Genomic DNA, 26,178 nt, shown 5'->3' on the forward strand with positions numbered 1-26,178 from the left:
ACACCACCTGAAATATACCGTTAACTCCTTGTCATACTTGGCATCAGGCAAGAATTTCAGGTGCGAAAGTTGAGTTAGTAATCTAAGATCGGTAACGGAATAGAGATTTACTCTATTCCGTTACTTGTAAGAAATTAGGTGACTTACATGGGACATATTGATGCAAACGAGATTCTAAAGCTTGGAATGAGTCACAAATATCGTAACAGAAAAACAGGATATGAGTAACTTCAATAAAGAAGACTACTTTAACTATTGGATTAAAACGTTTGAACAACGTTTATCCGATCGATACATACAGCTTAGGAAAATGATACGATATCCTTAGATTTAGATGAACCGCTTCGTTCGAAGCGGTTTTTTTGTTATGGGGGCATTACGGCAAGAAGACTTCCGATTGTTGTTAAGCAATTTGCCAATGTGCTATAATCTCAATATTACTACAAGTGTAGTTCTAACATATAAACTACACTTGTAGTAATTAAAACGAAAGAAAAGAAGGGAATAGGATGGGCCTTATTAAAAAGAAAAAAAGAAGAATCATTCCTTACGTTGTAGTGGCAATGATCATTCTAGCGGGTGTTGGAAGTATTCTTTTTTACTTATTTATGCTTAAGGATGATAGCAGGCAAGTGCGGGAAGCAGCGTACCATTTTATTAGCATATTAGAGAATAAGGACTATGAGAAATTAGGGGATGTGCTCGCTAAACAATCCTATTCATCGTTAGATTATACGTTGGAAGAAGTAATAAATAAATATGAGCGAATTTACAATGGAATCGGTATTCACGACATTCGTGCGTCCAATATCCGGATTGAAAAAATATCTAATAAGGAGCAGGAACTTTCCTATCAATTAAGCTTCACTACTCCTTTAGGCAAATTAGAGCATTTGGATTACCGGACACAGATCATAAAGGAAGATGGACTCTATATGGTGAAATGGGATCCATCCTTAATCTTTCCTGGAATGGAGGGGAAGGACAAGGTGGAATTCCATTATTGGAAAGCCGAGCGTGGAGAAATTAAAGATCACCGCGGCAATGGATTAGCCGTAAATGAAGATTTTAAAGAGGCCGGAATTGTGCCGAAAGACTTGTCTCAGGGGAATGAGAAAGAAGAAAGGATTCAAAACATAAGCCAACAATTGAATATCCCGGTTGAAGAAATCGAGCAAAAATTAAATCAAGGCTGGGTGAAGGATGATTTATTCGTCCCTATAAAAATAATTGAATCCGATAAAGCGGAAGTGATTCCCGGCATCTCCTACCGGACGATAAAACAACGTTATTATCCTTTAAAAGAAGCGGCAGCTCATTTAATCGGCTATGTCGGAAAAGTAACCAAGGAAGATTTAGATAAAAACCATGATTTAACGGAGGACGATATCATTGGCAAGGCGGGGTTAGAAAGAGCTTTTGATAAAGAGCTGCGAGGAAAAGATGGAGGAGAAATCATCATTGTCGGTGAGAACGGTGAAAGAAAGCAAGAAATTCAAAAGCAAGAAAAGGCAGATGGGGAAACGATCCAACTGACCATTGATCGATATATCCAGTTGGAAGCATTCAGGCATTTAAAGGGAAAACCCGGCGCCACCATCGTGATGAATCCTAAAGATGGAGGGCTCTATGCGGTCGTTAGTTCCCCTTCGTATGATCCGAATAAAATGGTACAAGGGATATCCCTGGAGGAATACGATGCGTATGCCGGTGATGAGAACAAGCCTTTTATATCAAGATTTGCTATAGGGTATGCGCCCGGCTCCACGTTTAAGACAATCACGTCCAGTATCGGCCTTGATGCTCAGGTGACGTATCCTGATAAGCTTAGAGAAATCAATGGCTTAAGCTGGCAAAAGGACAAGTCTTGGGGCGGATATTCAATTACTCGTGTATCTGATGTACAGAATGTGGATATGAGAAAAGCGCTCATCTACTCTGACAATATTTATTTTGCACAGGAAGCTTTGGAAATGGGGGAAGAAGTGTTTAGAGATGGGCTAAACAAGTTTATTTTCGGAGAAGAATTCGATTTGCCAATCGCCATGAAGCCGGCCAAAATTTCTAATCAGCCGGAATTTAAGTCGGAAATACTCTTGGCCGATACGGCCTATGGCCAAGGAGAATTGTTGATTTCGCCGATTCAGCAAGCGGCGATGTATTCCGTTTTTCAAAATGAAGGAAAAATCGTTTATCCGAGATTGTTAGTGAATGATAAGCTAAAAGTAAAATCAGCGATAACGGCTTCCACCGCAAATGAAATGAAAAAGTGGCTGGAAGAAGTAGTAAAGGATCCGAACGGAACGGCCCATCTTTTGTACAACCCGAAATTTCAATTAGCTGCTAAAACGGGAACGGCAGAACTGAAGATGCAGCAAGGAGAACAAGGAGATGAGAACAGCTTTTTACTTGCCTTTGATACGGAACAAGCTTCCTTTCTCCTCCTTTCATTGGTAGAGCATTATACGGCGGGAAGCTCCGCAACGCAGCTGAATAAATCATTTATAGAGGATTTATATCAATATTTGGATGAATAAGCATTTACGCTTTAAGCCATGGCCCCGACTTGCTATAATAAATACTACAAGTGTAAAAGCAGGAGGGTCAAGATTGAAAGAGATCCCGCAAATATCTGAAGCAGAATATGAGGTCATGAAGGTTGTATGGAAATACGAGCCGATATCCACTCCCGAGGTGGTAGAAAAGGTATCCAAAAAAATTGACTGGAAGCCGAATACTATTCAAACCATGCTTACACGCCTGGTCAAGAAAAAAGCACTGCAAACGCGAAAGCAAGGGAGAGTGTTTGTATACACGTCCCTTATTGATGAACATGAATATGTTGAGCAGAAGAGCAAATTATTTCTCAAACAGTTTTTCGGCGGTGCATTAAATTCCATGGTTTTAAATTTTATTGAAAATGACCAGCTATCCAAGGAAGATATTTCCGAACTAAAGAAAATATTATCTGAGAGGGACACGAAAGAAGGGGAAAAATAATGGATACCTTTATACTCCGTTTCTGGATAAGTACATTTGTGGTATCCGTCCTTGTTTTAATGATCCTCTTGACGAAAAAAATACTATATAGACATATATCTAAAAAAACACACTATAGCATTTGGTATTTTCTTTTCATCTTGCCTGTTACGGCTCTTCTTCCTTCGGATTTATTCCGGTTAGGAGAAATGTATCAGCGGATAAAAAACTCCTTCCGGGAACAGGGAGGCACTGTATTTAAGGATGGAGAATTAAGTGGATATAGTGACTTCCAGGCACCTGGCAAAACTTTACTGCAGGATTTTGCAATATCTGTGGATAAATCGACGCCGGATTTTGTTTTCTATACTTTTTTTGGTGTTTGGGTCACGGGCCTGCTCATTTGTATGGGTGTGGCGGTATATGCAATCTACCAGCTTAATCGAATGAAAAAATCAGCCGTTACCATTAAGAACCCGGAAATAAATGAATTATTGGAGAAATGCAAGGAGACGGTCGGGGTACGGAAGAAGATCATCTTACTGGAAAGCTCATGGATTACCTCTCCTATTACGCTTGGGTTATGGCAGCCATATATATTGTTACCCAAGAATATTCAGGAAGTCTTTTCATTTAACGAATTAAAATATGTGTTTTTGCACGAATTAAGCCATCAAAAAAGTAAGGACGTATTAGTGAATTATGGAATGTGGCTGCTGCAAATAATATATTGGTTTAACCCATTAATATGGTATGCCGTAAGAAGAATGCGGTTAGACCGGGAATTGGCTTGTGATGCATCTGTATTAAGATTATTGGATGAGAACGGATATATAGAATACGGACACACGATTATTCATTTTGCCGATAGAACGGCTCGGCCTTACCGTCAGTTTGCCTCGGGGATGGGGGGAACACAACAACAAATTAAACAAAGAATTCGAAGTATAGCCGATTATTCCGGGGATTCGCCGCTATTCAAATGGACAAGCAAAGGGATTTGTGTAGTTCTAGCCATTTTCGTTTTACTTCTTGCTCCGCTCACTTCTGTTATAGCCGGTTCTGATGAGGTGTATCATTTTAGCGGAAATAATACGGTTTATGAAGATTTAAGCCCTTATTTTGAAGGCTACACCGGCAGCTTTGTTTTGTATGATCCTTCTAATGAACACTATCAAATCTATAATCGGGAAATGAGCGAACGGAGAATTTCACCTAACAGCACGTATAAAATTTATTCGGCTTTGTTTGCCTTAGAGGAAAATATCATTTCTCCAAATAACGATGAGCAGGCTTGGGATGGAACCGTCTATCCCTATGAAGAATGGAATACGGATCAAGATTTATCTACGGCCATGAGTCGTTCGGTCAATTGGTATTTCCAAAGCTTTGACCAAAAAATGGGGAGGGAAAAACTACAAGCCTATATTGGCCAAATAAAATATGGAAACGAGAATCTATCAGGGCAATTGGACCGTTATTGGATGGAATCTTCATTGAAGATCTCGCCGATAGAACAAGTGGAGCTATTGAACGCATTAGAGGAAAACGCATTTGGCTTTAAAGAGGAAAGTATTCGAGCTGTAAAAAAGTCGATTTTCATTAGTGAGCAGGAAAGCGGTCGGCTGTACGGTAAGACGGGTACGGGGATGATCAATGGGAAGAATGTTAATGGCTGGTTTATTGGCTTTGTAGAGCAAGACGATCATACTTATTATTTCGCAAGTGCTATTCAAAATAAGAATGGACAAGCAAATGGAAGCAAAGCGGCGGAAATCGCCATCCGAATACTGCAGGATAAACAGATTTATTAATGCAGCCCATGAGCAGGAAGCAGTATTTTATGTAACCATGATGCCGAAAAATTCAAGGGAGGAACTAACATGGCCAAAAGTAGTGAAACCAGCAACAAGAAGGAGCTGTCACCGGAAGAACGAGAAGGATTACTCAAAACATTGAAAGCCCGTTTCGAGAAAAACATGAACCGACATGAAGGTTTGGAATGGGCTGACGTACAAGCAAAGCTCGAAGCTTCTCCTGAAAAACTGTGGTCGCTCCATGAAATGGAGACGACCGGCGGCGAACCGGATGTTGTTGGACATGATGACAGGACGGGCGAATACATTTTCTATGATTGTTCGGCGGAAAGTCCTAAAGGCCGCAGAAGTATTTGTTACGACCGTGCAGCGTTGGAGTCAAGGAAAGAACATAAACCGAAAAATAATGCCGTTGATATGGCAGCCGATATGGGCATTGAGCTTCTAACGGAAGAACAATACCGGGAGCTCCAGAAGCTTGGAAGCTTCGATACGAAAACATCGAGCTGGGTTCAAACACCTGCCAATATTAGAAAGCTCGGCGGGGCAATCTTTTGTGATCGCCGCTACGACACGGTCTTTGTATACCACAACGGAGCAGAATCCTATTATGCTGCAAGGGGATTCCGCGGCTCGCTACGGGTCTAAACAAGAACGCCAGGATATTTTCCTTTTCTGAACAATTAGAAGATACGAATAATAAAGACGGTTTTCATCGCCAGTTTTCGGGATGAGGGCCGTTTTTTTCTTTATTAAGCAGGCACCTTTAATCCGGGAAGCCGTCACCCAACTTCAAACCGCTTAGCTTTTGCCGGCAGAAAACAAGTATTCATCCATTGTACAAGCAGAGATTACCAGAAATATATATCAAAAAAATATGTTTACACATTATATTATTTTGATATAATAAAAACGATCAAAAGAATAAGGAGGAATTATGCTATGTTCAAGAGTGGCAATGTGACGGTGATGGTAGCGGATATGAAAAAGGCGGTACAATTTTACATCGAGACTCTGGGATTGGAGCTGCAGCACGAAGGGGATGGGCATTTTGCACAGATCGCAGCACCGGGATTGACGATCGGACTCCTGCATTTGGCCGGAGAACAAGGTTCGGAGCCGGTAAAATCGGGGAGCATGTCCATTGGGCTTGAGGTAGAAGAAATGGGGTCAGCCATCGCGACACTGAAATCCCGCGGCGTAGATTTCCATGATGCTGTGGATGGCAAAGCGGCCCAAGTCGTACACTTCAGCGATCCTGACGGCAATACTCTCTACTTGGTTTGCAATCGTTAAGCCAATGAGAGAAAAAGAGACAGCGCAAGGGAGCCTCCGCCTGGCCCCGAAAACCAACGTTAACCTGGTCGTCGCCGGACTGCTGGCGGCGATGTTTATTGGCGCGTTGGACGCGACCGTCGTCGCCACCGCCACGCCGCATATGATCACGGATTTGCATGGCGAGACCCTGTTCAGTTGGGTGTTCGCGGTTTATACGTTGACCACCTGCGTGGCGACGCCCATTTTCGGCAAGTTGGCCGATTTGTTCGGGCGCAAAGCCGTGTTCGCGGCCGGCATCGGTTTATTCGTGCTCGGTTCCATATTGTGCGGGGCGGCACAGTCGATTGCGGAACTCATTTGGTTCCGGGCCTTGCAAGGATTCGGTGCCGGGGCGTTGGCCCCCGTATGCTTTACGATTATCGGCGATTTGTTCTCGGGCAAGCAGCGCGGCAAAATGATGGGGGTCTTCTCGTCCGTCTGGTCCGTGGCAGGCCTTCTCGGTCCGCTAATCGGGGGCTATTTCGTCGATCAGGTGTCGTGGCGCTGGATATTCTACATCAACGTGCCGATCGGCGCCGCCTCCCTGCTGCTGGTCATCGTATTTTTGCATCAACCGATCGAGCGCCGGGCGAAAAAAATCGATTACCTCGGTGCTCTCATCTTTACTATCTCCTTCTCCGCGCTGCTGTATGCACTGCTGAGCGGCGGGTCCGACCATTCGTGGGATTCCCCGTTGATTGTGGGGCTGTTCGCGGCGTCCGCCATATTATTCATGTTGTTCCTATGGATTGAAAAACGGGCGGAGGAGCCGATGATGCCGTTGTCGATTTTCCGCATCCGCGTATTGAACGTGATCAATTTCAGCGGTTTTCTGACGTTCAGCATCACGACGGGGCTGACGGTTTACTCGCCGATCTGGATTCAGTCCGTGCTCGGAAATTCTGCGACAAGCTCCGGCCTGATCGTCATGCCGATGTCGCTGGCCTGGCCGCTCGCTTCCAACATCGCCGGCAGGCTCATGTACCGAATCGGGGTGAAGGCATCGATTGTATTCGGTTCTTCTCTCGTAGTGGCCGGCTCCATCTGGCTTATTGCGCTTCAGATGAACTCGCCTTACGTATACTGGATTGGCATCCTTGTTCTAATCGGGCTGGGGATGGGCTTCGTTGCGACACCCTCGACCGTTGCCGTGCAATCGGTCGTCGGCTGGGAACAACGGGGGGTCGCCAACGCTTCCAGCATGCTGTTGAGGGCGATGGGCCAAACGGTCGGCATCGCGGTGTTCGGCACGATTTACAACCAGCATGTGACAACGCTTGGCTCCAAAACGGAGCTGGTTGCCGGTATGCATGCCGTTTTTCTGCTCATATGCGGTATTGCGGTTGCGAACCTGCTCGCCGTGCAGCTACTGCCGAAACACCGCAATGTGATGGTGCAGCAGACGTCGGCGTGATAGTGGAGAGAACGATAGGCCGGGATCGGCCGCAAACGACTGGACAAAGCCGCGAAAACCGCGGCTTTTCTGTTATTTCAGGCAGTCGTATGTTATACTGTTCTTTACTTAAAAGCAGTAGGAACTTATAAGGGAGGCCTTTCGCGTGTACGAATTGTTCATACTCGGCGAATTGATGAATAACCCGATGCACGGCTATTTGCTGCATCAGATTTTGAACGGAATTGTTGGACCTACGCGAAAAGTCAGCTGGGGGGCGATTTATCCGCTTATCCACGGCATGCTTGCAGACGGGCTGATCGAGCAGGTCCCCGATGAACAACCGGAGGGTGCCAGGCAGGGAAGAGGAAAGAAGATAAAGATTTATAAACTTACAGATGAAGGCAGAATACGTTTTTTTCGGTTGATGGAAGAACCGATTCCTTATTCGCCGGATTACGAGCTGCATTTTTATACTAAATTGAAGAATTTTGGTCTGGTCAGCAAGGAATTGCAGTTTTTAATTTTACACCAATACAAGGACTACCTGCGGTATGAAATCCGCCATGAGGAAGAACGGTTGGAGTATGCGAGCAAGGATGAGCGGATTCCCGACGGGGAGCAGCGATACATTCTGATCTTCTTCCGGCATCGGTTGGAGAAGCTCCGGTTTGATGAAGAGTGGGTTTTACAGTTAATCAATAGCCATCGAGTGGAAGGAACAGGGCCTGAACGGGAGTGAAGCAGTCCATGCGTGCTATGGTGGACTTTTCTTTTTTTAGGAGGAGTTATGGAATTCATTAACAATCTACTTGTAGAGCTCGGAATCCAAGCAGATACAGCTGTTTACCTGTCTAATGCGATCATGATCGTTGGAATCAGTGCGCTAAGCATACTAGCAAATTTTATTACCAAAAAGATTGTTATAAAAGTCCTTAGTCATTACATTAACAATAACCGGTTCAAGTGGGACAATTATCTTCTGGAGCGGAAGGTCTTCCAGAAGCTCTCTCATGTGGTTCCCGCCCTTATTATTTATTACTTCTCTTTCACCTTCCCCACCTATCAACAATGGATAGAGAAGGGTGTCGTCATCTACATGATCGTGGTGATGATGCTGGTACTGGACGCTTTTCTTAATGCAATGAATGACATTTATACCACTTACGAAATTTCCAAGGTCAGACCGATCCGGGGATACATTCAGGTCGTAAAAATTATTATTTTTATCATTGGCGGAATACTGATTATCTCCAACCTGATTGGCGAGAGCCCAGTCATTCTTCTAAGCGGGATCGGCGCATTATCAGCGGTCATTATGTTGATTTTCAAAGATTCTATATTGGGCCTGGTAGCGGGAATTCAATTGACTTCCAATGATATGGTGCGCGTCGGGGATTGGATTGAGATGCCGAAGTATGGAGCGGACGGAGATGTTATCGAGATTTCCTTGGTCACGGTTAAGGTTCAGAATTGGGACAAGACGATCACGACCATTCCGACTTATGCGCTAATCTCCGATTCCTTCAAAAACTGGAGAGGCATGCAAGCCTCCGGTGGTCGGCGGATCAAACGTGCGATTCACGTGGATACGGGCAGCATTACCTTCTGCAGCCCTGAAATGATAGAGAAATTCAAGAAAATTCATTATCTTCACGACTATATCACCAAAAGAGAGATAGAAATTGAGCAGCATAACATCGAAAATGAAATAGACCGATCCAGCAAAGTGAATGGCAGGGCAATGACGAACATCGGTGTGTTTAGAGCCTATATCGAACAATATCTCGAGCATCATCCCAAAATTCATAAAGGAATGACACGCATGGTCAGGCAATTGAATCCGGGGGAAACCGGCCTGCCTTTGGAAATTTACGCATTCACGAATGATACCGCCTGGACGGTTTATGAAGGGGTTCAGTCCGATATTTTTGATCATATTCTTGCTGTTGCGCCGGAGTTTGGACTTCGAGTCTACCAGTCTCCAACCGGACATGATTTGCGGAGCGTGTTAAAGTCGGTTTCGTCCGAATAGAGGGCTTGCGAGGCCAAGAATCGAATAAGCGCAGCTTTCCATCAACTTATTTGAGAATATAGCATCTTGCTCATTGCAAACTTGTTGACAGGACGTTGATGAAGTCGCGAAAAATGATGCTTTATGCCAATGGTTACCCGTCGATTTCTCTTCTGTCTTTAGCCTGCTCTTTTTGTGGTATAATGGGAATAATGTGTCATTAGGAAAATGGAGAGGCGGTGAACGGTTTGAGTATAGACCGCGAAGAACTAAAAAGAATGATTGACCGAATCCCCGAACAAGACGCAATCGAAGTATATGATTTTATCGGATATTTGAATATGAAACGGGAAAGAGCCGTTCTGGAACAATTGGATGACGCATCACTCGCGGAGGATGCAGATCTCATTAGACAAATTGGTCAGAGTCGTGAAGATCGTGAACATGGACGGATATACGGTAAAGAAGCCGGACTTGATTATTTACGCAATAAGGTCAAAGATTTTGAACATGAACAAAACGTATAGCGTTTATTGGACGCAAACGGCTTTGGATGAGCTTAGCGGTATTCTTGCCTATCCACCAGATGTGAAGGAAAAGATTTTTCTGGACTCGTTTACCAGGTTGCTGTATACACCAACGCTCACCGCTAAACAAATTATGACAGGCGAATTGAGAGGTCTTTGGGCAAGACTGGGGCTTTATCAAGTTATTCTTGTGTTTGAAGTCGACGAAGATGAAGCAATTGTTTGGATAAATGGTATTAAACATAAGCGAGAAAATGTGTATTGGAAAAGAAAGAAGACTTAGTCCGGTAATAGTATAGTAATAAAAAAAACTATGCTTTGCTCCAACTACAGCATGCATCTGCATGCTGTTTTTTTGTGCTTGTAATGCTTGTAAGCCTTTCCATCCCCGCGGCGCTGTGCTAGAATCCCACATAGGTGAGATATGAAGCGGGCTCGGGTCTGCTTGTTTGCGGGAGGGGTCGCATGCTTGCTTTCTTAAGAAGACATTCGATACGTTGGCAGTTGATTTTTACAGGCATCGTTATTTTGCTTATGCTCATTGTTATTGTCATTTGGAGCTATTATCGCATCCTGGACATTACCTATGAACGAAATAGCGTATATACTCAAGAAATCATTACTACGATCAATCAAAATATTCTATCTAACGCGGATACCATCAACCGGATCATGCCGAATATAGCGTATAACGATACGGTGCAGCAATATTTACGGAACGAAGATCCGCTTGCCAGGTACGAGCTTTATTTGAAGCTGGAAAAATTGCTCGTGAACCTGAGATCGTTGAAGCAGGGCATTCTTGAAATCGTACTGATTGGAATGAACGGCAACACGTATAACTGTATCAACTGCGAGAAGGATATTCCCTTGGAAGAGATTCCTGCGCGTACAACGGCCTATTACTTGGGCATCCACCCGCTTCCGGCCGGAGTTCCCCTCCATCTGAGATCAGCCTTTTCCGAAGATTATGTGATTTATGTCGGGGTGCCCGTTTATGATACCGCTACCGGAGCCGGAACCAAAATCGGATATGCGATTATGGTGCTGGACGTCAATGCGCTCGTACCGCATATGGACTACATGTCGCAGCGCATTACGGGAAAATTTTATGTTACAGACCGCAAGGGGATCATTTATGCGGGCAACAGTCCAACGGAAATTGGCCAACCGCTTCCTGAGACCTTAAAGATATATGAACAGGAAACTATTCCATCGACCTTTAAGCTTAATGGGGAGAACTCTGTCGTACATACGTTGGAGGTTCCCGAAATTGGCAGAAGGATCATAAGCGTTTTTCCGGTGAAGGAGCTGTTTCGTGGTCTGGAGGACGTGCAGGCTTTGATCATTGGAGTTTTTGCTCTGCTGATTGCTGTTTTGATCTTATGCTATATTTTCATCAGCCGGAACATTCTGCTCCCTCTTCGTTCTTTCCTATCCTACATCTATGGGATTCGGGCTAAAGGGCTTGAAAGCAGAAGCAACCGCATAGCAGTCAGGGGATATGCGGAATTTGACGTGATGGCCAACAAATTTAACTCGCTGCTGGACGAAATTGATGATTTGGTGGAAGAGCTGATCGAATCCCGAACTCATATTTTTGAATTGGAAATATTGAAGCAGCAGGCGGAGCTTCGCTTCCTGAAGAGTCAGATTAACCCTCATTTCTTATACAATACATTGGAAACGATGAAAGGGATTGCCCTGGCACGGGGGGTTCGGGAAATCCGCGATATGTCGGATGCGTTGAGCCGGATTTTTCGTTACAGCATCAAGGGAGAGGAGCACGTAAGGCTGCAGGAGGAAATCGATATTATTCAAGCCTACGTCCATGTTCAGCAAATCCGCTTTGAAGGACGCTTTAATGTGCAGTATGAGTTCGCTGAATCCACTTTAAATAATAAAATCATCAAGATGATCCTCCAGCCTCTGGTGGAAAATGCGATATACCATGGGATTGAGCCGAGTATGGTAACCTGTCGTCTTGTTGTAGGCAGCCGAATGGGCGATAACGGGCAGATGATCATGTGGGTGGAGGATGATGGTGTAGGCATGGAGGCCGCATTGCTCAACAGCATCAGGCAAAGCTTGCGGAATCAGGAAACGGGAGGAGAACTCCTCCCTGTTTCCCCCTCCAAGCCTATTGGTATAATGAATGTGCATCGGCGACTTCGTATTGCCTATGGAGACGGGTACGGTATCTCATCCATTGATAGTTTGCCGAACGAAGGGACCAAGGTGACCCTCTGCATTCCTGTAAAGGAGAAGATTTAGATGTATAAGGCTATGTTGGTTGATGACGAGAAGTGGATTCTGGAGAGCTTGAAGGGAACGGTTGATTGGACGGAGATCGGCTTCGAAATCGTCGGGGTGGCCGCGAATGGCATTGAAGGCTATGAACGCATTACCGAGCTTCGGCCGGATGTCGCCTTTATCGATATTCGTATGCCGGGTATGAATGGGATCGAGCTAATCGGGAAGCTGAAGGCTGCCGAAGTGGCTACCAAGTTCATCATTGCCAGCGGTTATGCGGAATTCGAATATGCCAAACAGGCGATGTCTTACGGAGCTGTCGGCTATTGCTTGAAGCCCTTCAAGGAAGAAGATATTATGGAGGCTCTCCTGACCGTCAAGAATTCGATTGCTAAGGAACGGCAGGCATTGCGCCATGAACTCGAACGGCTTCGTGACCAGGGAGATATGACGCGGTCCTTGGATTCGGGTGAGATAGAACCGGCGCTCGATATGGCCCCGGGCGCAATGGATGTAGCCCTCCCCAATGCTGCGGATGCAGTGGATACGGACGGCAAAGAGACGCTTCGGCTCATCGTGCGGCATATTCATGAACACTTTCGCGACAATCTGACCATTCAGGACATTGCCAGACAATTTTACTTGCATCCGAATTATTTAAGCTCATTGTTCAAGAAGGAGCTGCAGGTGAACTTCACCAAATATTTGACCGATTTACGCATGCAGCACGCTTGCAAATTGCTTAAAACGACACAACTGGCGGTTAGCGATATCGCCATGCAGTCTGGTTACAAGGAGTACTATTACTTTGCAAAAACCTTTAAGAAATATACAGGACAGACGCCTACCGAGTTCCGCATCGACTAATGGATTAGTCGCGAGCTTGGTTTTTTTAAAAATATAAGAAAGTATAAGTTTTGAGAGCTTATTTAGTTCCTTAATTAAAACCGAACGTTTTAGCGGATAGCTCTTCTTTCAATTAAGGCGCTGCCCCAAAATCCAGTTTGCGATTTTTCAGCACCGCTAGCACCGGAATTTTTCGTTTTATATTAAACTTTTTTGGGCAACCCCGGATCGTCTACCGGATGGTGTAAAAGACAAGCAAAACTGCAGGTCTTTTTTTGGGAAAAACCGCGAAGCGCCCTATTCTAAAGCGATAATGCACGTCTTTTTGGAGAAAAGTCGCCACATACCGATTCTAGAGCAATAATGCAGGTCTTTTTTAGAGAAAGCTACGCAATGCCCTATTCTAGAGCGATAATGCACGTCTTTGGAGCGATTTTTGCGAAATGGCCCCATTTTGTGAAAAAGACCTGCACATTTGAGCGTCTTTCGCCTTTTTTTGGAAAAGGGCACGATTTTAATGTATTTTTGCTCGTCTTTTGTGATGTCTTTACCGACCCGAATGCGACGTTGGCTTTCCCTCAGGGCTCCGTTAGGAGCTTTTTTTACCACAATCAGAATTTATAAGTTATTGCGTCCTGAATAACTTCAAATTCTATTTGGCGATAAAAACATCCTTTAAACGCGGTCGCTCATCCATGAAATACTCCGTTAGGAGCTTTTTTTATCGACAAATGCATTAGAAATTTCCATACTTTACGTGAGATAAATCCATAGGTACTTTACCGGGGCTCCCTTACAATAATGTTGAAAGCGCTTAAACCAAAACGAAATGAGGGGATAAGGATTGGGTTATGGCAAGAGCCTGTTAAAGCGGATGATCGAATATAAATATTTCTACATTCTCGTCGCTCCGCTCCTTGCTTACTACATCGTCTTCGAGTATGTTCCGCTCTACGGCCTGGTGCTTGCGTTTAAGGAGTTTAATTTTTCCAAAGGGATTTGGGGGAGTGAGTGGGTCGGCTTAGCAAACTTTCGGGAAATTTTCTATCTGAACGATTTTTGGATTGCTTTTCGGAATACGGTCATTATAGCGTTCGGCCGACTGCTGTTTGAATTCCCCGTGCCGATCGTTGTGGCGATTTTGCTCAATGAAGTTCGCACCGCCCGGTTGAAGAAGTTCTATCAAGTCGTTTATACGTTTCCTCATTTTCTATCGTGGGTCATTATCAGCGGAATTCTGATTAACTTCCTCGGTTCCTTCGGGGTATTGAATCAGCTTCTCGACATATTCGGTTTCCAAAAGGTCAATCTGCTCGTCGACCCGAGTTCTTTCCGAGCTCTTATCTTCAGCAGCAGCTTGTGGAGAGATATGGGCTGGGGAACGATCATTTACCTCGCAGCCATTGCGGGAATTAACCCCTCCTTATATGAAGCGGCCAGCATAGACGGGGCGAATCGTCTGCAGCGGATGTGGCACATTACTTGGCCGGGGCTGAAGAGTACGGTCGCCATCCTGTTCATTCTCAATGTCGGTGCGATGATGAGCTCGGGCGGAGGCGGCTTTGATCAGATTTTTAACCTGTATAATCCCGCGGTTTACGAGAAGGCAGACATTCTGGATACCTACATATACAGAAGGACTTTTTCCGTGGGAGAAAGCTTCGGCACGTCAACCGCCGTCGGCTTGTTCAAATCGATTATTAATTTTGTCTTGTTATATACGGCGAATAAAGCAGCCAAACGTCTCGGACAGGAAGGATTATTCTGATGAATCGGAAGAATACATGGACGGATTACGCTATTCACGTATTGTTAATGCTGTTGGCTTTGATTACGATCTTGCCGTTCTACAACGTGCTGATTACTTCTTTTGCAGACCCGGCAGCGGTGGTCAAACAGCAATTCTATCTGATCCCGACCAGCTTTAATCTGAGCTCCTACGAGATATTGCTGAAAGGAAGCTATATCGGCAGAGCATTGACAAATTCGCTGATCGTCACTTTGGTAGGGGTAACCATCAACATGCTGGTAACGACTTGCGGTGCCTATGCATTGTCGAAGAAAGGCATGCCGGGCCGAAATGTGATGATGTCCGGGGTTATTTTCGCCATGCTTTTCAGTGGCGGTCTGATTCCATTTTACTTGACGATTAAGAACTTGAAGCTCATTAACAGTTATGGCGCCATGATCCTGCCGGTGGCGGTAAGCACCTTTTTTCTGATCGTCATGATCAATCAGTTCCGCTCCATTCCTTCGGAGCTGGAAGAATCGGCGAAGATGGACGGCGCCAACGATATCTTTATTCTGTTTCGTATCGTTATTCCCATATCGAAGCCGACGATTGCAGCGATTACACTCTTCTATGCCGTCGCCCGCTGGAACGAATGGTATTACGCGATGCTATTCATGACGGATACGAAGATGTATCCCATGCAATTGTTCCTGCGAAATATGCTCATGGACGTTACCAAAATGGCCAGGGACGATATGGGCGCATCTATGGTGGCCCAGCTTAGCGAAACCTACCCGGACGGCCTGAAGATGGCCAGCGTCATCATAACGATGGCACCGATCATGCTGGTATATCCATTCCTGCAAAAGTACTTTGCGGCAGGGGTTACCTTGGGTGCCGTGAAGGAATGACCCGCAGTTTTGAGACGGATGTCTTAAAATAGACAAAGAATGTACAAGGGAGGACTATCGTGAACAAGAGCAAAAGAACGATTTTGTTAATGACGGCATTGGCTATTCTGCTTTCGATTATGGTTGGCTGCTCGAAGGATTCAAATTCGACGAATGGAAATGGGGGGAATTCCGGGGGGAGCGAGCAAACCGGCGGCACGGACGCCAATCCATTCGCCGAACACATAGACATTTCCGTATCCACGTTCAATATTGGCAAGGCGTTTCCGGATCGGAATTCGGACGAATATTTAAAGTGGATGGAAGAGAAGTTTAACGTGACGTTCGTAGACAAAGTGATCAGTTATTCCGATTATGTGGAGAAATATCAATTATGGAGCGCTTCCGGCGAATTACCGGACGTCTTCAGCCACGACATCATTAATTCCGACACCTACTACTCATGGATCAAGCAAGGAATCATTCGAGAATTGCCGGATGATTTGAGCGCGTTTCCCAATGTACAAAGAGTAATGAATCTGGATGAGACCCAAGCGCTTAAAGTGGATGATAAATTTTACATGATCCCGCGTCAGACCTACCAGGAATATGATCAATGGGCCGTGGAAAGATCGTTGGTGGTAAGAAAAGATTGGATGGAAAATCTGGGGCTGGAGGTCCCGGTCACGTATGAAGATTATTTAAAAATGCTCAGAGCCTTTGCCAAGGAGGACCCGGACGGCAACCAGAAAGACGATACGGTCGGTCTGACGTTCCGCTCCAACGCGATGCTGCTTCCGATCGCTACAGGGACCTTTGCCAATCTGAGCAATAGCTCCTGGGTCAAGGAGGACGGCAAGTATATCCCTTACTATGCTTCCGAGAGGATGTATGACGTCGTTCAGCAAATGCGCGAGCTCTTCACAGAAGGAGCCATCGACCCGGACTTTGCCATTATGCAGACGAACGACGGCATTGATAAGTTCGGGCAAGGCAAGGTCGGCGCCATCTCCATTCAAGCCACGCCGAATGCATTGAAAAATCTTAATAATTCATGGGATAAATATAACAAAGATGTCAAATTCGAAGATGTCATCGCCATTATTCCTGAATCCTGGGTAAGCCCCGATGGGAAGCGCTATCGCTATCAAGCTATCACCTTCTGGTCGGAAAGCTATTTCAGCTCCCAGGTAGACGACAAGAAGATGGAGCGGATTCTTCACATATATGACTATTTGCTGTCGGACGAATTTATGACCGACCGGTTTTACGGGATAGAAGGAAAAGATTACACGAAGCAAGGCGATAACTATAGCATCACTCGGGACAAGAATGAAGAGGGAGAATTCGTAAGCATTGGTTCACTCTATCCTTCATTTAATATGTTTGGGAGTCTTGCGGCCTGGTACCAATGGATGGAGTTTACCGAAAGCGAAGCGGTGGACATTGCCTATGGGGCGGAGTTAGCCAGGATGTCCCGTGAGGAATTGAAGCATCGTGTTGAAAATTATGAGCCGGTTCCGACCAATTTCAAAGTGGAGTTACTGCATACGCCGGCTAAAGCGAAGCTGAGCGCGATTAACGTGGCGGAGGATATAATTCGGATTATGCTGGCCAAGGAAGATCCGGTGGCCATGTGGAAGGAGACGGTTAGAGGGTACGACAATAAAGGACTTCAGAAAGCGATCGAAGAAGTCAATGAAGCGGTGCAGGCTCGAGGGTTGGATAACTGATATGAACAAATCTGAGGGAACTCAAACGGGGATAGTACGGATGGCATGCGCCTCGCCTGGTCCTGCCGCTTGGAAACTAGGCACCTCTATCCAGCTTGGGGTAGGCGCTGAGCCGAATATGAAGCTGGAGGATTTACGGGACAACGGCATCGACTGTATTGAGCTGGCTTGGCGCAATGATATATTCGATTTGCTGGAGCCGGGCAACCAGAACCGGTGTGAGGAGCTTGTGCGGCAAGCCAGGGCACTGGGCATTCATGTTTGGTCCTTGCATCTGCCCTATGGTACAGAGTGGGATGTCTCGGCGATGGATGAACGACACAGAGAAGCGGCAATCGCCCGGCATCTGCAGTTGGTGCACCTAGCGGCTGCATGGAAGATCGGCACGGTCATCCTGCATCCAAGCTGGGAGCCGATACCCGCAGCCGAAAGAACCGAGCGTCTGCAGGCTTGTCGAAGGTCATTGGCCCGTATGGCGGCCGAGGCTGAACGATTTAACCTGCGGGTCGCGGTGGAATGCTTGCCGCGAACCTGTCTCGGCAATACGAGCGCAGAAATGAGGGAGCTCCTAGCCGCGGATGAACGGTTGGGTGTATGCTGTGACGTGAACCACCTGCTGCAGGAGGAACCGGAAGAGTTTGTAAGGAAGATAGGCTCACGCATCATTACGGTCCATATGTCGGATAATGATGGCTTGGACGAGAAGCATTGGTATCCGGGGGAAGGGATCATTCGTTGGAATGACGTGATTTCCGCTCTGCTTGAATGCGGGTATCATGGCCCGTTCATGTTCGAAGTACGACCGGTTAGTCCTGACCGGCTTGGACAATGCTGGAGCCGTTTGATGAGTGATTATAGTAAAATAGGATTGAAAATAGCGGGAGGAGAAGATGAAGATGCCGCACCTATCGAAAAATGTTGACGTCAGCAGCAGTTATGTTGCTGTGACGGATCAAGTTTCGCACCGGATCATGGTTCTGAAGGCAGACGAATGGGCAAAGGGCCGGGAAGCCTCCGTTGTGTGGACTTGGTTTGCATCCGCCTCTAATGGATTTGAGGGACTCGAAGCTTCCTGGGGACTTCCTACCGATGCCAAAATCAGGTGGAATGAACGGCTTGGCGGCGGATATTGGATGGTCGTTACGGATTCCAGAGGATTGGCTGCGATCGTTCCCTACCCGCAAGGCGACAGCAGACAATGGGGATGGAATGTCGGAGGCAATCCCCACTCTGCCGAATTATTGCCGAACGGAAACATTGCCGTAGCAGCAAGTACGGGCGGTTGGGTGCGCATTTACACATCATCCCAGGGACCGGACTGTGGCGATTATGTGGAGTACCCGTTCCCCGGGGCTCACGGAGTCCAGTGGGATCCCGAGCGTCAGGTGCTCTGGGCTCTTGGCGATGATGATCTGGTTGCGCTAGAGATTACAGGGTCCGATGCGGCCCCGGTAGTTCGGGAAGTGCATAAGGTTGCCCTCCCGACGCGGTATGGTCATGACCTTCAACCGGTATACGGGAATACGGATCGACTCTGGGTCAGTACGGGGAGCCATGTGTATCAATATATCAAGTCCTTGAATGACTTCGATGAAAGCTATTCTAATAGCGATATGATTAGCCGGGCAAACGTTAAAAGTGTCGGGAATTTGCCTTCGGGTCAAGTCGTATCCGCGGTCCCGGATCAGGTGATCCGACCGGAGTCCGGAAGCAGCTCCAACGATTGGTGCACGGCCCGTATTGATTTCGTTAACCCCTCCATGACCGGCATTCTTCCCGGAGCGGGGATTTATAAAGCGCGGGTTTGGAATCCCGATTACAATTAATGTAAACGAATCGAGACAGGGTATAACAATGCAAACAAGTGATTGATTATTATGATCTGATGAGGAGCGATGTTTGATGAGTTCATCCAAACCATCTGATCCCAGACAGACATCGAAAGTGAAATAATTACTTCATTAAAAAGGCTCACGGGAATTATCCCTAGACAATACAGACAAAAAGAGGTTGTCTCATAAGTCGATCTATGATTTTTCAAGCCCCACCTTGAGTTAAATTTAGCTGCTAAAAAAGGACCCCGTTCCCACTCACAGTGGGATTTGAGGTCCTTTTTGCTTTGTTTTTGGGATGTTCCTGTTTTATGTGAACGCTTTTGGAACAGCCCCCTTAAGTTATGCATTCTATTATTTCCGAAAAAGGGCGGTTAAGGTGCAGTTTTGCCTCTTAAAGATCCCCAAATATTGCAGGGCTCAATTGGATTGCATTTGTACACCTCAACCCGCAATTATGCGCAGCGTTCCTCAGTCTTCAAATTGAAGCTGGAATCTTTCCGGAACGATCTGGGGCTGCTTTCTTCCCAGCAAATGCAGAACAAGCTTGGAGACCAGCACGCCTGGCCCGAGGGCTTGTCCAACGCTGATCGTAGGAATAGTCTGCTCGCTTAGCCATCCTGCCACTAGCTCGGGAGTCGCATATTGGGGGAGCTGCTCGCTGTAGGAAGCCGCAGGAAAGGTCAGTTCCTTGGCTTGCTCGGGAGTAATGTCCTCCGGGATGCCGATGTATTGCTCCAGACTCAGGCCGTCGGGGGCGAAGGTCAATACGGAGGTCCCGAATCCAAGGGCTACCGCCGTAGTGACGAACAGCCCGTTTGCCCGCGCCGCTCTGTGCAGAATTAAAGAGTCGGAGAAGGCAAAATAATCGATGGCATCAATGACATAATCGGCCCCGGCGAGAAACTCCTGTACATTGCCGCTGTGCACACCTTCCGGAAAGGCGTCGATTTGCAAGTCCGGATTGATCGTAAGCAGATGCCGGCTTAGCGCTTCTACCTTCGGCTGACCAACGGTCAAATGAGTGGCGGCGCACTGCCTGTTTATATTTGATACATCGAAATGATCAGGGTCAGCCAGCATTAGCCGGCCGATCCCCATGCGGGCCAGCAGCTCCGCGGAGAAGCCTCCGATGCAGCCGCACCCGGCTATGGCAATAGAGGAGCGCTGGAGCTTGTCCATATCGGCTTCAGACATGATTCCCAGATTACGAATAAACTGTTCCTTCATTATAAGCTCACCCTTTCAGAGGCATTATTTAGCGGTGACATAAAAAATTCATAGAGAGAAGGTCGATGCTGCTGGAGGCTGGCGAGGAATTCGGACAATTGCAGAGCGCAGGGAATTGTCACGGAGCCAAGGTATACTTGCGGCTCGCCGACGACTTTTAATGGAAATTTTATCATCCGGGTCATATACTTGTACACCCTTTCGTCAATGCAGCAAATCCAATGGGTCAGCCCCGTATCCAAAGAGTACTGCAGGACGGTTTTGATCAAGCCCGCACCTACTTCATGCTGCGGCATTTTCGTAAACGCGCTTACCTCTGCAAATCGGGTTCGATCCAGCTGATTTAACTTCGCCATTTCGAGATCGTAAATACGGAAATGCTTTATGGTAGGCAGCTCCTCCAGTCTGTCTTTAATGAGACGCGTGACCCCCACAATCACACCGTCTTCCGTTTGCGCAGCAAAATAAGTGGAGAGCTGCTCGTAAGGGTCGGTTTCATCCTTCTTGAAAAAACCGATTTCCTCATACCTGTCATGATGGAGACGAATGGCCTGTTCCCGCACCATCCCTTTGGCTACGCCATACTGATACCGTGTTGTGTCCTTCATTTTTCAACACACTCCTTATATTTTTTTGAGTGATTTGCACTCCACTCGAGTATAGTTCAAGTTGGAAAATCATGTTACAATAAGCTATACGACGCTATGAAAAACAGGGATGGTACGTACATATGCTGCCAACAACGGACAAAATGATCATGCTTGGCAATTACTATAAGATCCACAATGAGCAGGTAAGCACCAAAATATTGAATGCTACCTTCTTCTATTTATTGCTGAGCATTGTTTGGAATTCCGCATTTCTTCTTTTTAGGCTTCCGTTTTCACGGGCCAACCTTCTTTTGCTGCTATCGTGTCTAGGGGCCTGGTTCATTGTGGTAGGGGGCAAACGACTCTTACGTTTGTCTGCCAATATCTCTATGCATCTGGTTTTGCTATTTATGATCTTAGTTGTCTGTTGTCTATACTTCGGCTCCGGATATAGGGAAGCGTGGGGATTTTTCTTTCTGATTCCGCTGATTTCCGGTTTTTACGGAGACCGGTTCGTGCTTATCCTTTACTCTCTGCTCGGGCTCTTGATGATGATATTCGTGGGGCACCAATACCCGATTGTTTCCGGCATTTTTGACTCTATTGATTTGTCCAACCGCATTCTGCTGTATCTTATTATCGCTACCTTCAGCCATCTGCTGCTTAAACAGCTGAATCAATTGTATGAGGCGCAGGTTACTACCATTATGGATTCGGCGGACGCCTCTATTAGGCAAGTGGTCAAGACGTTTATCATTGCAGTGGAGGCCAAGGATGCGTATACATTTGGACATAGCGAGCGCGTCAGCAAGTATGCCATTGAATTGGCCCGCAACCTTCCCGAGTACTGGGATAAGAAGAAATTGCAGTGCTTGTATTTGTCAGGACTGCTTCACGATATCGGTAAAATCAACATTCCGGAGCAAGTATTAACTAAATCAGGAGCTTTAACGAAGGAAGAGTACGATTTGATTAAATCTCATCCTGTAGTTGGGGGGAGAATGGTTGAAAAGCTGCCCATGCTGGGCTCGCTCAAACCCGGAGTTCTATATCATCATGAAAAATGGGATGGGACCGGTTATCCTACCGGCATCAAGGGCGAAGAGATCCCGCTGGATGCCCGTATTTTAGCTATTGCCGATGTCTTTGACGCGGTCACCTCCAGACGCTCTTATCGAGAAGCAATCTCTCCTGAGGAGGCCTTCAAGATTATTGAGCAAGGCAGCGGCACCCATTTTGACCCTTACTTGGTTGATAAATTGAGAGAAATTAAAGCTAAATGGATTGAGGTATATAATGAAGCTAGTAATGAAATCAAGGAGTTCGAGCAGTTGACTGAATTTTTATGACTTGGTCGAGAATACCAACCCCCGTCATTAGATTTTAAGATGAAACCAACGAAACAAGAAGAGTGGTACCACGAAGGAAAACCTATCGCCTCTTTACAGGCAATAGGTTTTTTTACCACATTAGAAAGTTTAAGTTCATTAAAGCATTAATATGGAACAACTTTCTAATTGGCATAAAAAGTTACCTTTAAAACCGGGTTATTCGTCTTCGAAGAGGCTCCGTTAGGAGCTTTTTTTATTCCCTAATTATTAAAATAGGTAAACGGAATAGGCCAATGGTATAATATTACATAAGTAAATGTTGAAGGGAATGCTACCATTGAATTTGCAGTTCGTTAATAAAATCGAAGCATGGCACAAGGTTGAATTTCTAACACCTTTCCAGTTCCAGTGGGATAAGGATGAAGATTATCTGATAATGGAAGAGAGACATATTCCATGGATGGACCATGAAAAATATCGTCTCCAAGAGACGGAAGAGGATACATTTCGTTTTACCGTATACTTAGGGGTTATGGACACTGAAGTCGTTATGCAATCGGTACGTAAATTTTTGCATGATGAAGAACAAGTCCTGGAGGATATAAATTATAAGACAAATACAGCCATTGCAGAGATTTCATTAGATTTTAACGGGAAATACGTAGCTGGAAGTTTTAAGTTATCGACGTTGCCTTTTGCACTTGGCAAGATGAAAAAAGGGGATTTTTATAAGGATTGGTACCATGAGTTTAATAAACTTCACGTACAGTTAAGTGAGATGGTTGAAAGAGAACTTCAACATACAGTCACTTTGGACAGAATGAAATTTATTCAGCAAGAAATTAGTGATTTTGTCAGATGGTCATCAGACTATTCTTATTTTATTGCAAAATGCAGGAAAGTTCCAAAACCTAAGCAGGAAGACAAAGAACAAAGTTCTTTAAATAGAGAGCCGGGGATTTTAAACAGTTTCTATATTAAAGATCTTGAGTTGGTGCGAAATAGTCTTAAATCGGAAGGAGTAAAGAGCGGCGGGCTGGTCCAGTTTTTAAGCGGTGAAGAGATTCCTCAAGAAAATCGGCAAGACATTCATCGTAATAAGGAAAAACTCTTCGAGATCCTTTCCCCTGAAAACATCCCACTAGGAAAATGGCCGGGAAATCCGGAACATTCTCTCAACTTAATGCAGCAGGCTGCAGTAAACCAGATATTTAAACAATTACAAGACTCAACTGGAATATTCTCCGTTAATGGTCCGCCGGGGACCGGAAAAACAACGCTGTTAAGGGATGTCATCGCCGAAATCATGGTTCAACGGGCTGAGCGCTTAGTAGCCTATGATGATCCGAAAAAGGCCTTTTCCTTCATCAAAGAAGCGGACGGTTCTATCAAGAAAGTGCAAAATTCTTATGTAAATACACTTTCTCCCGAATTATGCGGGTTTGGCATAGTTGTGGCGTCTTCGAATAACGGAGCCGTAGAAAATATATCAAAAGAGCTGCCCGATATTAAAGCGTTACATGAATCATTTTTAGAGGTTGAAGGGGCAGATTATTTCAGGGATATTGCCGAAAGAATGCACGGAGCCCATTCATGGGGGCTTATCTCTGCCGTTCTTGGCAATAGCGGTAATCGGTTTACTTTCAATACAAAATTCCTTGACCGGGGCAAAGATAAGGGTAAGCCGGGAAAATCCTATTTTCAAATTCATGATGAATGTAAGGCCATACCAGATCACGTACATATAGAGAAATGGAACAAAGCTAGAGAATTATTTAAACAAGCCCTAAAAAATGTTCAAGATTTAAAGAAGGAAGCGGTAGAGTTATATGAACTCTGCAATAGAAGTAATAAAGTCGAAGCGGAGATAAAGCATAGGCAGGATGAAATACAGTCCCTTACTTTGAAAATGGAAGAACTGAAAGAAAAGCATCAGCGATTAAACAGAGAATGTAGTGAACTGGATGAGAAAATTTACGATTTGAAGGAAGCGCTAGATTATCATAATAGGCAAAAAATTGGTTTTTTTGTCAAGTTATTTAGACGTAAACCCTATAAAGATCATTTGGCACGGGCAAATTTATTAAATAAAGATATATCTGAACAAATTCATTTAATTAGCCAAAAGAAATCTGATCTAAAAGCCGTAGAAGACAAACTTGCGCCAATATCTGATAAATCTATCAAGTTAAATGAAGAGCTTGCTCAACTAAGGGAAGAATTTGCGTCCATTGAATCGAGGATCAAGAACTCATTGCAGGAAAAACCGCGCTGTGTGGTTAGCTTGATGGATTTAATTCATGGCGATAATGATGAGATGCAAAAATCTTCTCCATGGATTACGCAAGAGTTTTCTGCAGCAAGAAGCAAATTGTTTTTAGCGGCTATGCATGTTCATGAATGCTTCGTCCGTGCATCGGTTTCGAAAATTATTGGCAATGTAATCCTTTTTAGCAAACTAAATTCACTTGATACTTTTGCGGAGAAAGAGGTTTTCAAACCTATATGGGATGTTATCAGCTTGATCATCCCTGTCGTTTCCACTTCATTTGCTTCCGTTGCCAGCATGTTTAGAGGTATTGGAAGTGAAAGTTTAGGATGGCTTATAGTCGATGAAGCAGGACAAGCGGTGCCCCAAGCTGCTGTTGGTGCCGTATGGAGAGCCCAAAGAACAGTGGTGGTTGGAGATCCAATACAAATTGAACCGGTAGTCACCTTACCGAAATCTGTCTTTAATGACATTAGGAAATATTATGAAATTACTCCGCACTATTTGTCCGAGAAAAGCTCTGTTCAGACACTTATGGACCTAGCTAATAAATACGGTACATTTCTTCAAAGTCGGTGGATAGGGTCGCCATTATGGGTGCATCGAAGATGTATCAACCCTATGTTTAAGATCTGTAACGAAATTGCATATGATGGCAACATGGTACTCGCTACGGAGAATCCCGAGGATAAACAAGCACCTCTTAAGGCAGAGGAACAGAGTCTGGTAAAGTTTCTAAAGCATATGGGTCCGAGTTCATGGTATCAAGTTCAGGGAGAGACGGATGTCAGACAATATGTTCCGGCCCAGGGCAAACTGGTTGCTGAACTGGTTAAGAAAGCATTTCAATACTTTAACGGACAAGTTCCGAGCTTGTTTATTATTACACCATTTACGGCTGTCAAAGAAGAACTCAAGTCTTTATTGAAAAATAGGTATGAAGAGTTAACTTCCTCTAAGATTAATAAAAAGCAGTTTCATAGATGGGTTAATGAATCGGTAGGAACCGTTCATACTTTCCAAGGTAAAGAAGCATCCGTTGTCATTTTTTGTTTAGGAGTTGATCATAAAAATCTGGGCCCGGCTTCATGGGCCACTAACGAACCTAATCTTATTAATGTTGCCGTTTCCAGAGCGAAATATCGCTTCTATGTCGTAGGAGATATAAATATCTGGGGGCCTTTGGAATATATGAAGATTGTTAGGCGCGAGTTAGCTTGCGAACAACCCGGGTAGAAAGGTATGGTCTAATAGATGCGTACAAGGTCTTCTGGTCGAATGCATCAAGGGGAAGACAGACAAAAGAAGCATAGATTTAAAGCAACTAAGGATTTAGTGGATAGCTGTCGAAGAATCAAAAGAATCATAGGCGAGTGTTTATGCAAATGTAAAAGGGACCGAAAGAGGGGGCTTCGGTCCCTATTT

General features: G+C 45.2%; 21 protein-coding genes. 19 read left to right on the forward strand and 2 right to left on the reverse strand.

Features of this window, described 5'->3' with window-relative positions; translation table 11 throughout:
- Window positions 1-509: 509 nt before the first annotated feature.
- The 17 genes from pbp4 to ACTHRH_RS13730 all read left to right on the forward strand — a co-directional run bounded on the left by pbp4 (window position 510) and on the right by ACTHRH_RS13730 (window position 19,327).
- Complete coding sequence (gene pbp4, locus ACTHRH_RS13650; RefSeq protein ID WP_379288882.1) at window positions 510-2,537, forward strand: penicillin-binding protein PBP4(5); 2,028 nt, start codon at window positions 510-512, stop codon at window positions 2,535-2,537.
- A 73-nt stretch (window positions 2,538-2,610) separates the two neighbouring features.
- A complete protein-coding gene (locus tag ACTHRH_RS13655) occupies window positions 2,611-3,000 on the forward strand; it encodes a BlaI/MecI/CopY family transcriptional regulator (protein ID WP_144936258.1) in 390 nt (129 codons plus the stop codon).
- Window positions 3,000-4,793 carry a BlaR1 family beta-lactam sensor/signal transducer gene (locus tag ACTHRH_RS13660; protein ID WP_440416013.1) on the forward strand — a complete coding sequence of 598 codons (1,794 nt, stop codon included), beginning with the start codon at window positions 3,000-3,002 and terminating at the stop codon, window positions 4,791-4,793. Before ACTHRH_RS13655 ends, ACTHRH_RS13660 begins: the two co-directional genes overlap by 1 nt.
- Before the next feature lie 69 nt (window positions 4,794-4,862).
- Window positions 4,863-5,444: a DUF4256 domain-containing protein gene (locus ACTHRH_RS13665; RefSeq protein WP_440416015.1), complete on the forward strand. Its 582-nt coding sequence runs from the start codon at window positions 4,863-4,865 to the stop codon at window positions 5,442-5,444.
- A gap of 294 nt (window positions 5,445-5,738) precedes the next feature.
- Entirely contained in the window at window positions 5,739-6,092 is a 354-nt protein-coding gene (locus ACTHRH_RS13670; protein WP_144936250.1) for a VOC family protein, read from the forward strand.
- Between the two features lie 4 nt (window positions 6,093-6,096).
- Window positions 6,097-7,527: an MDR family MFS transporter gene (locus ACTHRH_RS13675; RefSeq protein ID WP_440416017.1), complete on the forward strand. Its 1,431-nt coding sequence runs from the start codon at window positions 6,097-6,099 to the stop codon at window positions 7,525-7,527.
- 145 nt (window positions 7,528-7,672) lie between these two features.
- A complete protein-coding gene (locus ACTHRH_RS13680) occupies window positions 7,673-8,248 on the forward strand; it encodes a PadR family transcriptional regulator (RefSeq protein ID WP_144936246.1) in 576 nt (191 codons plus the stop codon).
- A gap of 48 nt (window positions 8,249-8,296) precedes the next feature.
- A complete protein-coding gene (locus tag ACTHRH_RS13685) occupies window positions 8,297-9,541 on the forward strand; it encodes a mechanosensitive ion channel family protein (protein WP_379288873.1) in 1,245 nt (414 codons plus the stop codon).
- 218 nt (window positions 9,542-9,759) lie between these two features.
- Window positions 9,760-10,047: a hypothetical protein gene (locus ACTHRH_RS13690; protein ID WP_225312800.1), complete on the forward strand. Its 288-nt coding sequence runs from the start codon at window positions 9,760-9,762 to the stop codon at window positions 10,045-10,047.
- Entirely contained in the window at window positions 10,031-10,330 is a 300-nt protein-coding gene (locus tag ACTHRH_RS13695) for a type II toxin-antitoxin system RelE family toxin (protein ID WP_144936240.1), read from the forward strand. The genes ACTHRH_RS13690 and ACTHRH_RS13695 overlap by 17 nt, the downstream gene beginning before the upstream one ends.
- 182 nt (window positions 10,331-10,512) lie before the next feature.
- Window positions 10,513-12,321, forward strand: coding sequence for a cache domain-containing sensor histidine kinase (locus tag ACTHRH_RS13700; protein ID WP_440416021.1), 1,809 nt, complete (start codon window positions 10,513-10,515; stop codon window positions 12,319-12,321).
- On the forward strand, window positions 12,322-13,167 hold the full coding sequence (locus ACTHRH_RS13705) for a response regulator transcription factor (RefSeq protein ID WP_379288866.1): 846 nt from the start codon (window positions 12,322-12,324) through the stop codon (window positions 13,165-13,167). It abuts the gene before it with no gap.
- An 823-nt stretch (window positions 13,168-13,990) separates the two neighbouring features.
- Window positions 13,991-14,914: an ABC transporter permease gene (locus tag ACTHRH_RS13710; protein WP_440416023.1), complete on the forward strand. Its 924-nt coding sequence runs from the start codon at window positions 13,991-13,993 to the stop codon at window positions 14,912-14,914.
- Entirely contained in the window at window positions 14,914-15,789 is an 876-nt protein-coding gene (locus ACTHRH_RS13715) for a carbohydrate ABC transporter permease (RefSeq protein ID WP_440416025.1), read from the forward strand. Before ACTHRH_RS13710 ends, ACTHRH_RS13715 begins: the two co-directional genes overlap by 1 nt.
- Before the next feature lie 59 nt (window positions 15,790-15,848).
- Window positions 15,849-17,501 (forward strand): hypothetical protein, encoded by a 1,653-nt coding sequence (locus tag ACTHRH_RS13720; RefSeq protein WP_440416027.1) that lies wholly within the window; start codon window positions 15,849-15,851, stop codon window positions 17,499-17,501.
- Window position 17,502: 1 nt separating this feature from the next.
- Window positions 17,503-18,423, forward strand: coding sequence for a sugar phosphate isomerase/epimerase family protein (locus ACTHRH_RS13725; RefSeq protein ID WP_440416029.1), 921 nt, complete (start codon window positions 17,503-17,505; stop codon window positions 18,421-18,423).
- Window positions 18,392-19,327, forward strand: coding sequence for a DUF6528 family protein (locus tag ACTHRH_RS13730; protein ID WP_440416031.1), 936 nt, complete (start codon window positions 18,392-18,394; stop codon window positions 19,325-19,327). The genes ACTHRH_RS13725 and ACTHRH_RS13730 overlap by 32 nt, the downstream gene beginning before the upstream one ends.
- Window positions 19,328-19,804: 477 nt before the next feature.
- Here the strand turns inward: ACTHRH_RS13730 and ACTHRH_RS13735 are convergent, their stop codons facing one another.
- Both ACTHRH_RS13735 and ACTHRH_RS13740 read right to left on the reverse strand, forming a co-directional pair.
- Window positions 19,805-20,563 (reverse strand): ThiF family adenylyltransferase, encoded by a 759-nt coding sequence (locus tag ACTHRH_RS13735; protein WP_379288854.1) that lies wholly within the window; start codon window positions 20,561-20,563, stop codon window positions 19,805-19,807.
- Complete coding sequence (locus ACTHRH_RS13740) at window positions 20,563-21,171, reverse strand: N-acyl amino acid synthase FeeM domain-containing protein (RefSeq protein WP_379288852.1); 609 nt, start codon at window positions 21,169-21,171, stop codon at window positions 20,563-20,565. The genes ACTHRH_RS13735 and ACTHRH_RS13740 overlap by 1 nt, the downstream gene beginning before the upstream one ends.
- Before the next feature lie 122 nt (window positions 21,172-21,293).
- Here ACTHRH_RS13740 and ACTHRH_RS13745 point away from each other — a divergent pair, with 122 nt between their 5' ends.
- Complete coding sequence (locus ACTHRH_RS13745) at window positions 21,294-22,502, forward strand: HD-GYP domain-containing protein (protein ID WP_379288850.1); 1,209 nt, start codon at window positions 21,294-21,296, stop codon at window positions 22,500-22,502.
- Between the two features lie 319 nt (window positions 22,503-22,821).
- Window positions 22,822-25,989: an AAA domain-containing protein gene (locus ACTHRH_RS13750; protein WP_379288848.1), complete on the forward strand. Its 3,168-nt coding sequence runs from the start codon at window positions 22,822-22,824 to the stop codon at window positions 25,987-25,989.
- Window positions 25,990-26,178: the final 189 nt, after the last annotated feature.

It is taken from the genome of Paenibacillus sp. SAFN-117, from assembly GCF_051966115.1.
Taxonomy (GTDB): Bacteria; Bacillota; Bacilli; order Paenibacillales; family NBRC-103111; genus Paenibacillus_L; species Paenibacillus_L residui.

Bases quoted from the DNA above. Each gene is read 5' to 3' on its own strand.
- pbp4 (WP_379288882.1), top strand. From the start codon at position 510: ATGGGCCTTATTAAAAAGAAAAAAAGAAGAATCATTCCTTACGTTGTA.
- ACTHRH_RS13660 (WP_440416013.1), top strand. From the start codon at position 3,000: ATGGATACCTTTATACTCCGTTTCTGGATAAGTACATTTGTGGTATCC.
- ACTHRH_RS13665 (WP_440416015.1), top strand. From the start codon at position 4,863: ATGGCCAAAAGTAGTGAAACCAGCAACAAGAAGGAGCTGTCACCGGAA.
- ACTHRH_RS13670 (WP_144936250.1), top strand. From the start codon at position 5,739: ATGTTCAAGAGTGGCAATGTGACGGTGATGGTAGCGGATATGAAAAAG.
- ACTHRH_RS13675 (WP_440416017.1), top strand. From the start codon at position 6,097: ATGAGAGAAAAAGAGACAGCGCAAGGGAGCCTCCGCCTGGCCCCGAAA.
- ACTHRH_RS13685 (WP_379288873.1), top strand. From the start codon at position 8,297: ATGGAATTCATTAACAATCTACTTGTAGAGCTCGGAATCCAAGCAGAT.
- ACTHRH_RS13695 (WP_144936240.1), top strand. From the start codon at position 10,031: ATGAACAAAACGTATAGCGTTTATTGGACGCAAACGGCTTTGGATGAG.
- ACTHRH_RS13700 (WP_440416021.1), top strand. From the start codon at position 10,513: ATGCTTGCTTTCTTAAGAAGACATTCGATACGTTGGCAGTTGATTTTT.
- ACTHRH_RS13705 (WP_379288866.1), top strand. From the start codon at position 12,322: ATGTATAAGGCTATGTTGGTTGATGACGAGAAGTGGATTCTGGAGAGC.
- ACTHRH_RS13715 (WP_440416025.1), top strand. From the start codon at position 14,914: ATGAATCGGAAGAATACATGGACGGATTACGCTATTCACGTATTGTTA.
- ACTHRH_RS13725 (WP_440416029.1), top strand. From the start codon at position 17,503: ATGAACAAATCTGAGGGAACTCAAACGGGGATAGTACGGATGGCATGC.
- ACTHRH_RS13730 (WP_440416031.1), top strand. From the start codon at position 18,392: ATGAAGATGCCGCACCTATCGAAAAATGTTGACGTCAGCAGCAGTTAT.
- ACTHRH_RS13735 (WP_379288854.1), bottom strand. From the start codon at position 20,563: ATGAAGGAACAGTTTATTCGTAATCTGGGAATCATGTCTGAAGCCGAT.
- ACTHRH_RS13740 (WP_379288852.1), bottom strand. From the start codon at position 21,171: ATGAAGGACACAACACGGTATCAGTATGGCGTAGCCAAAGGGATGGTG.
- ACTHRH_RS13745 (WP_379288850.1), top strand. From the start codon at position 21,294: ATGCTGCCAACAACGGACAAAATGATCATGCTTGGCAATTACTATAAG.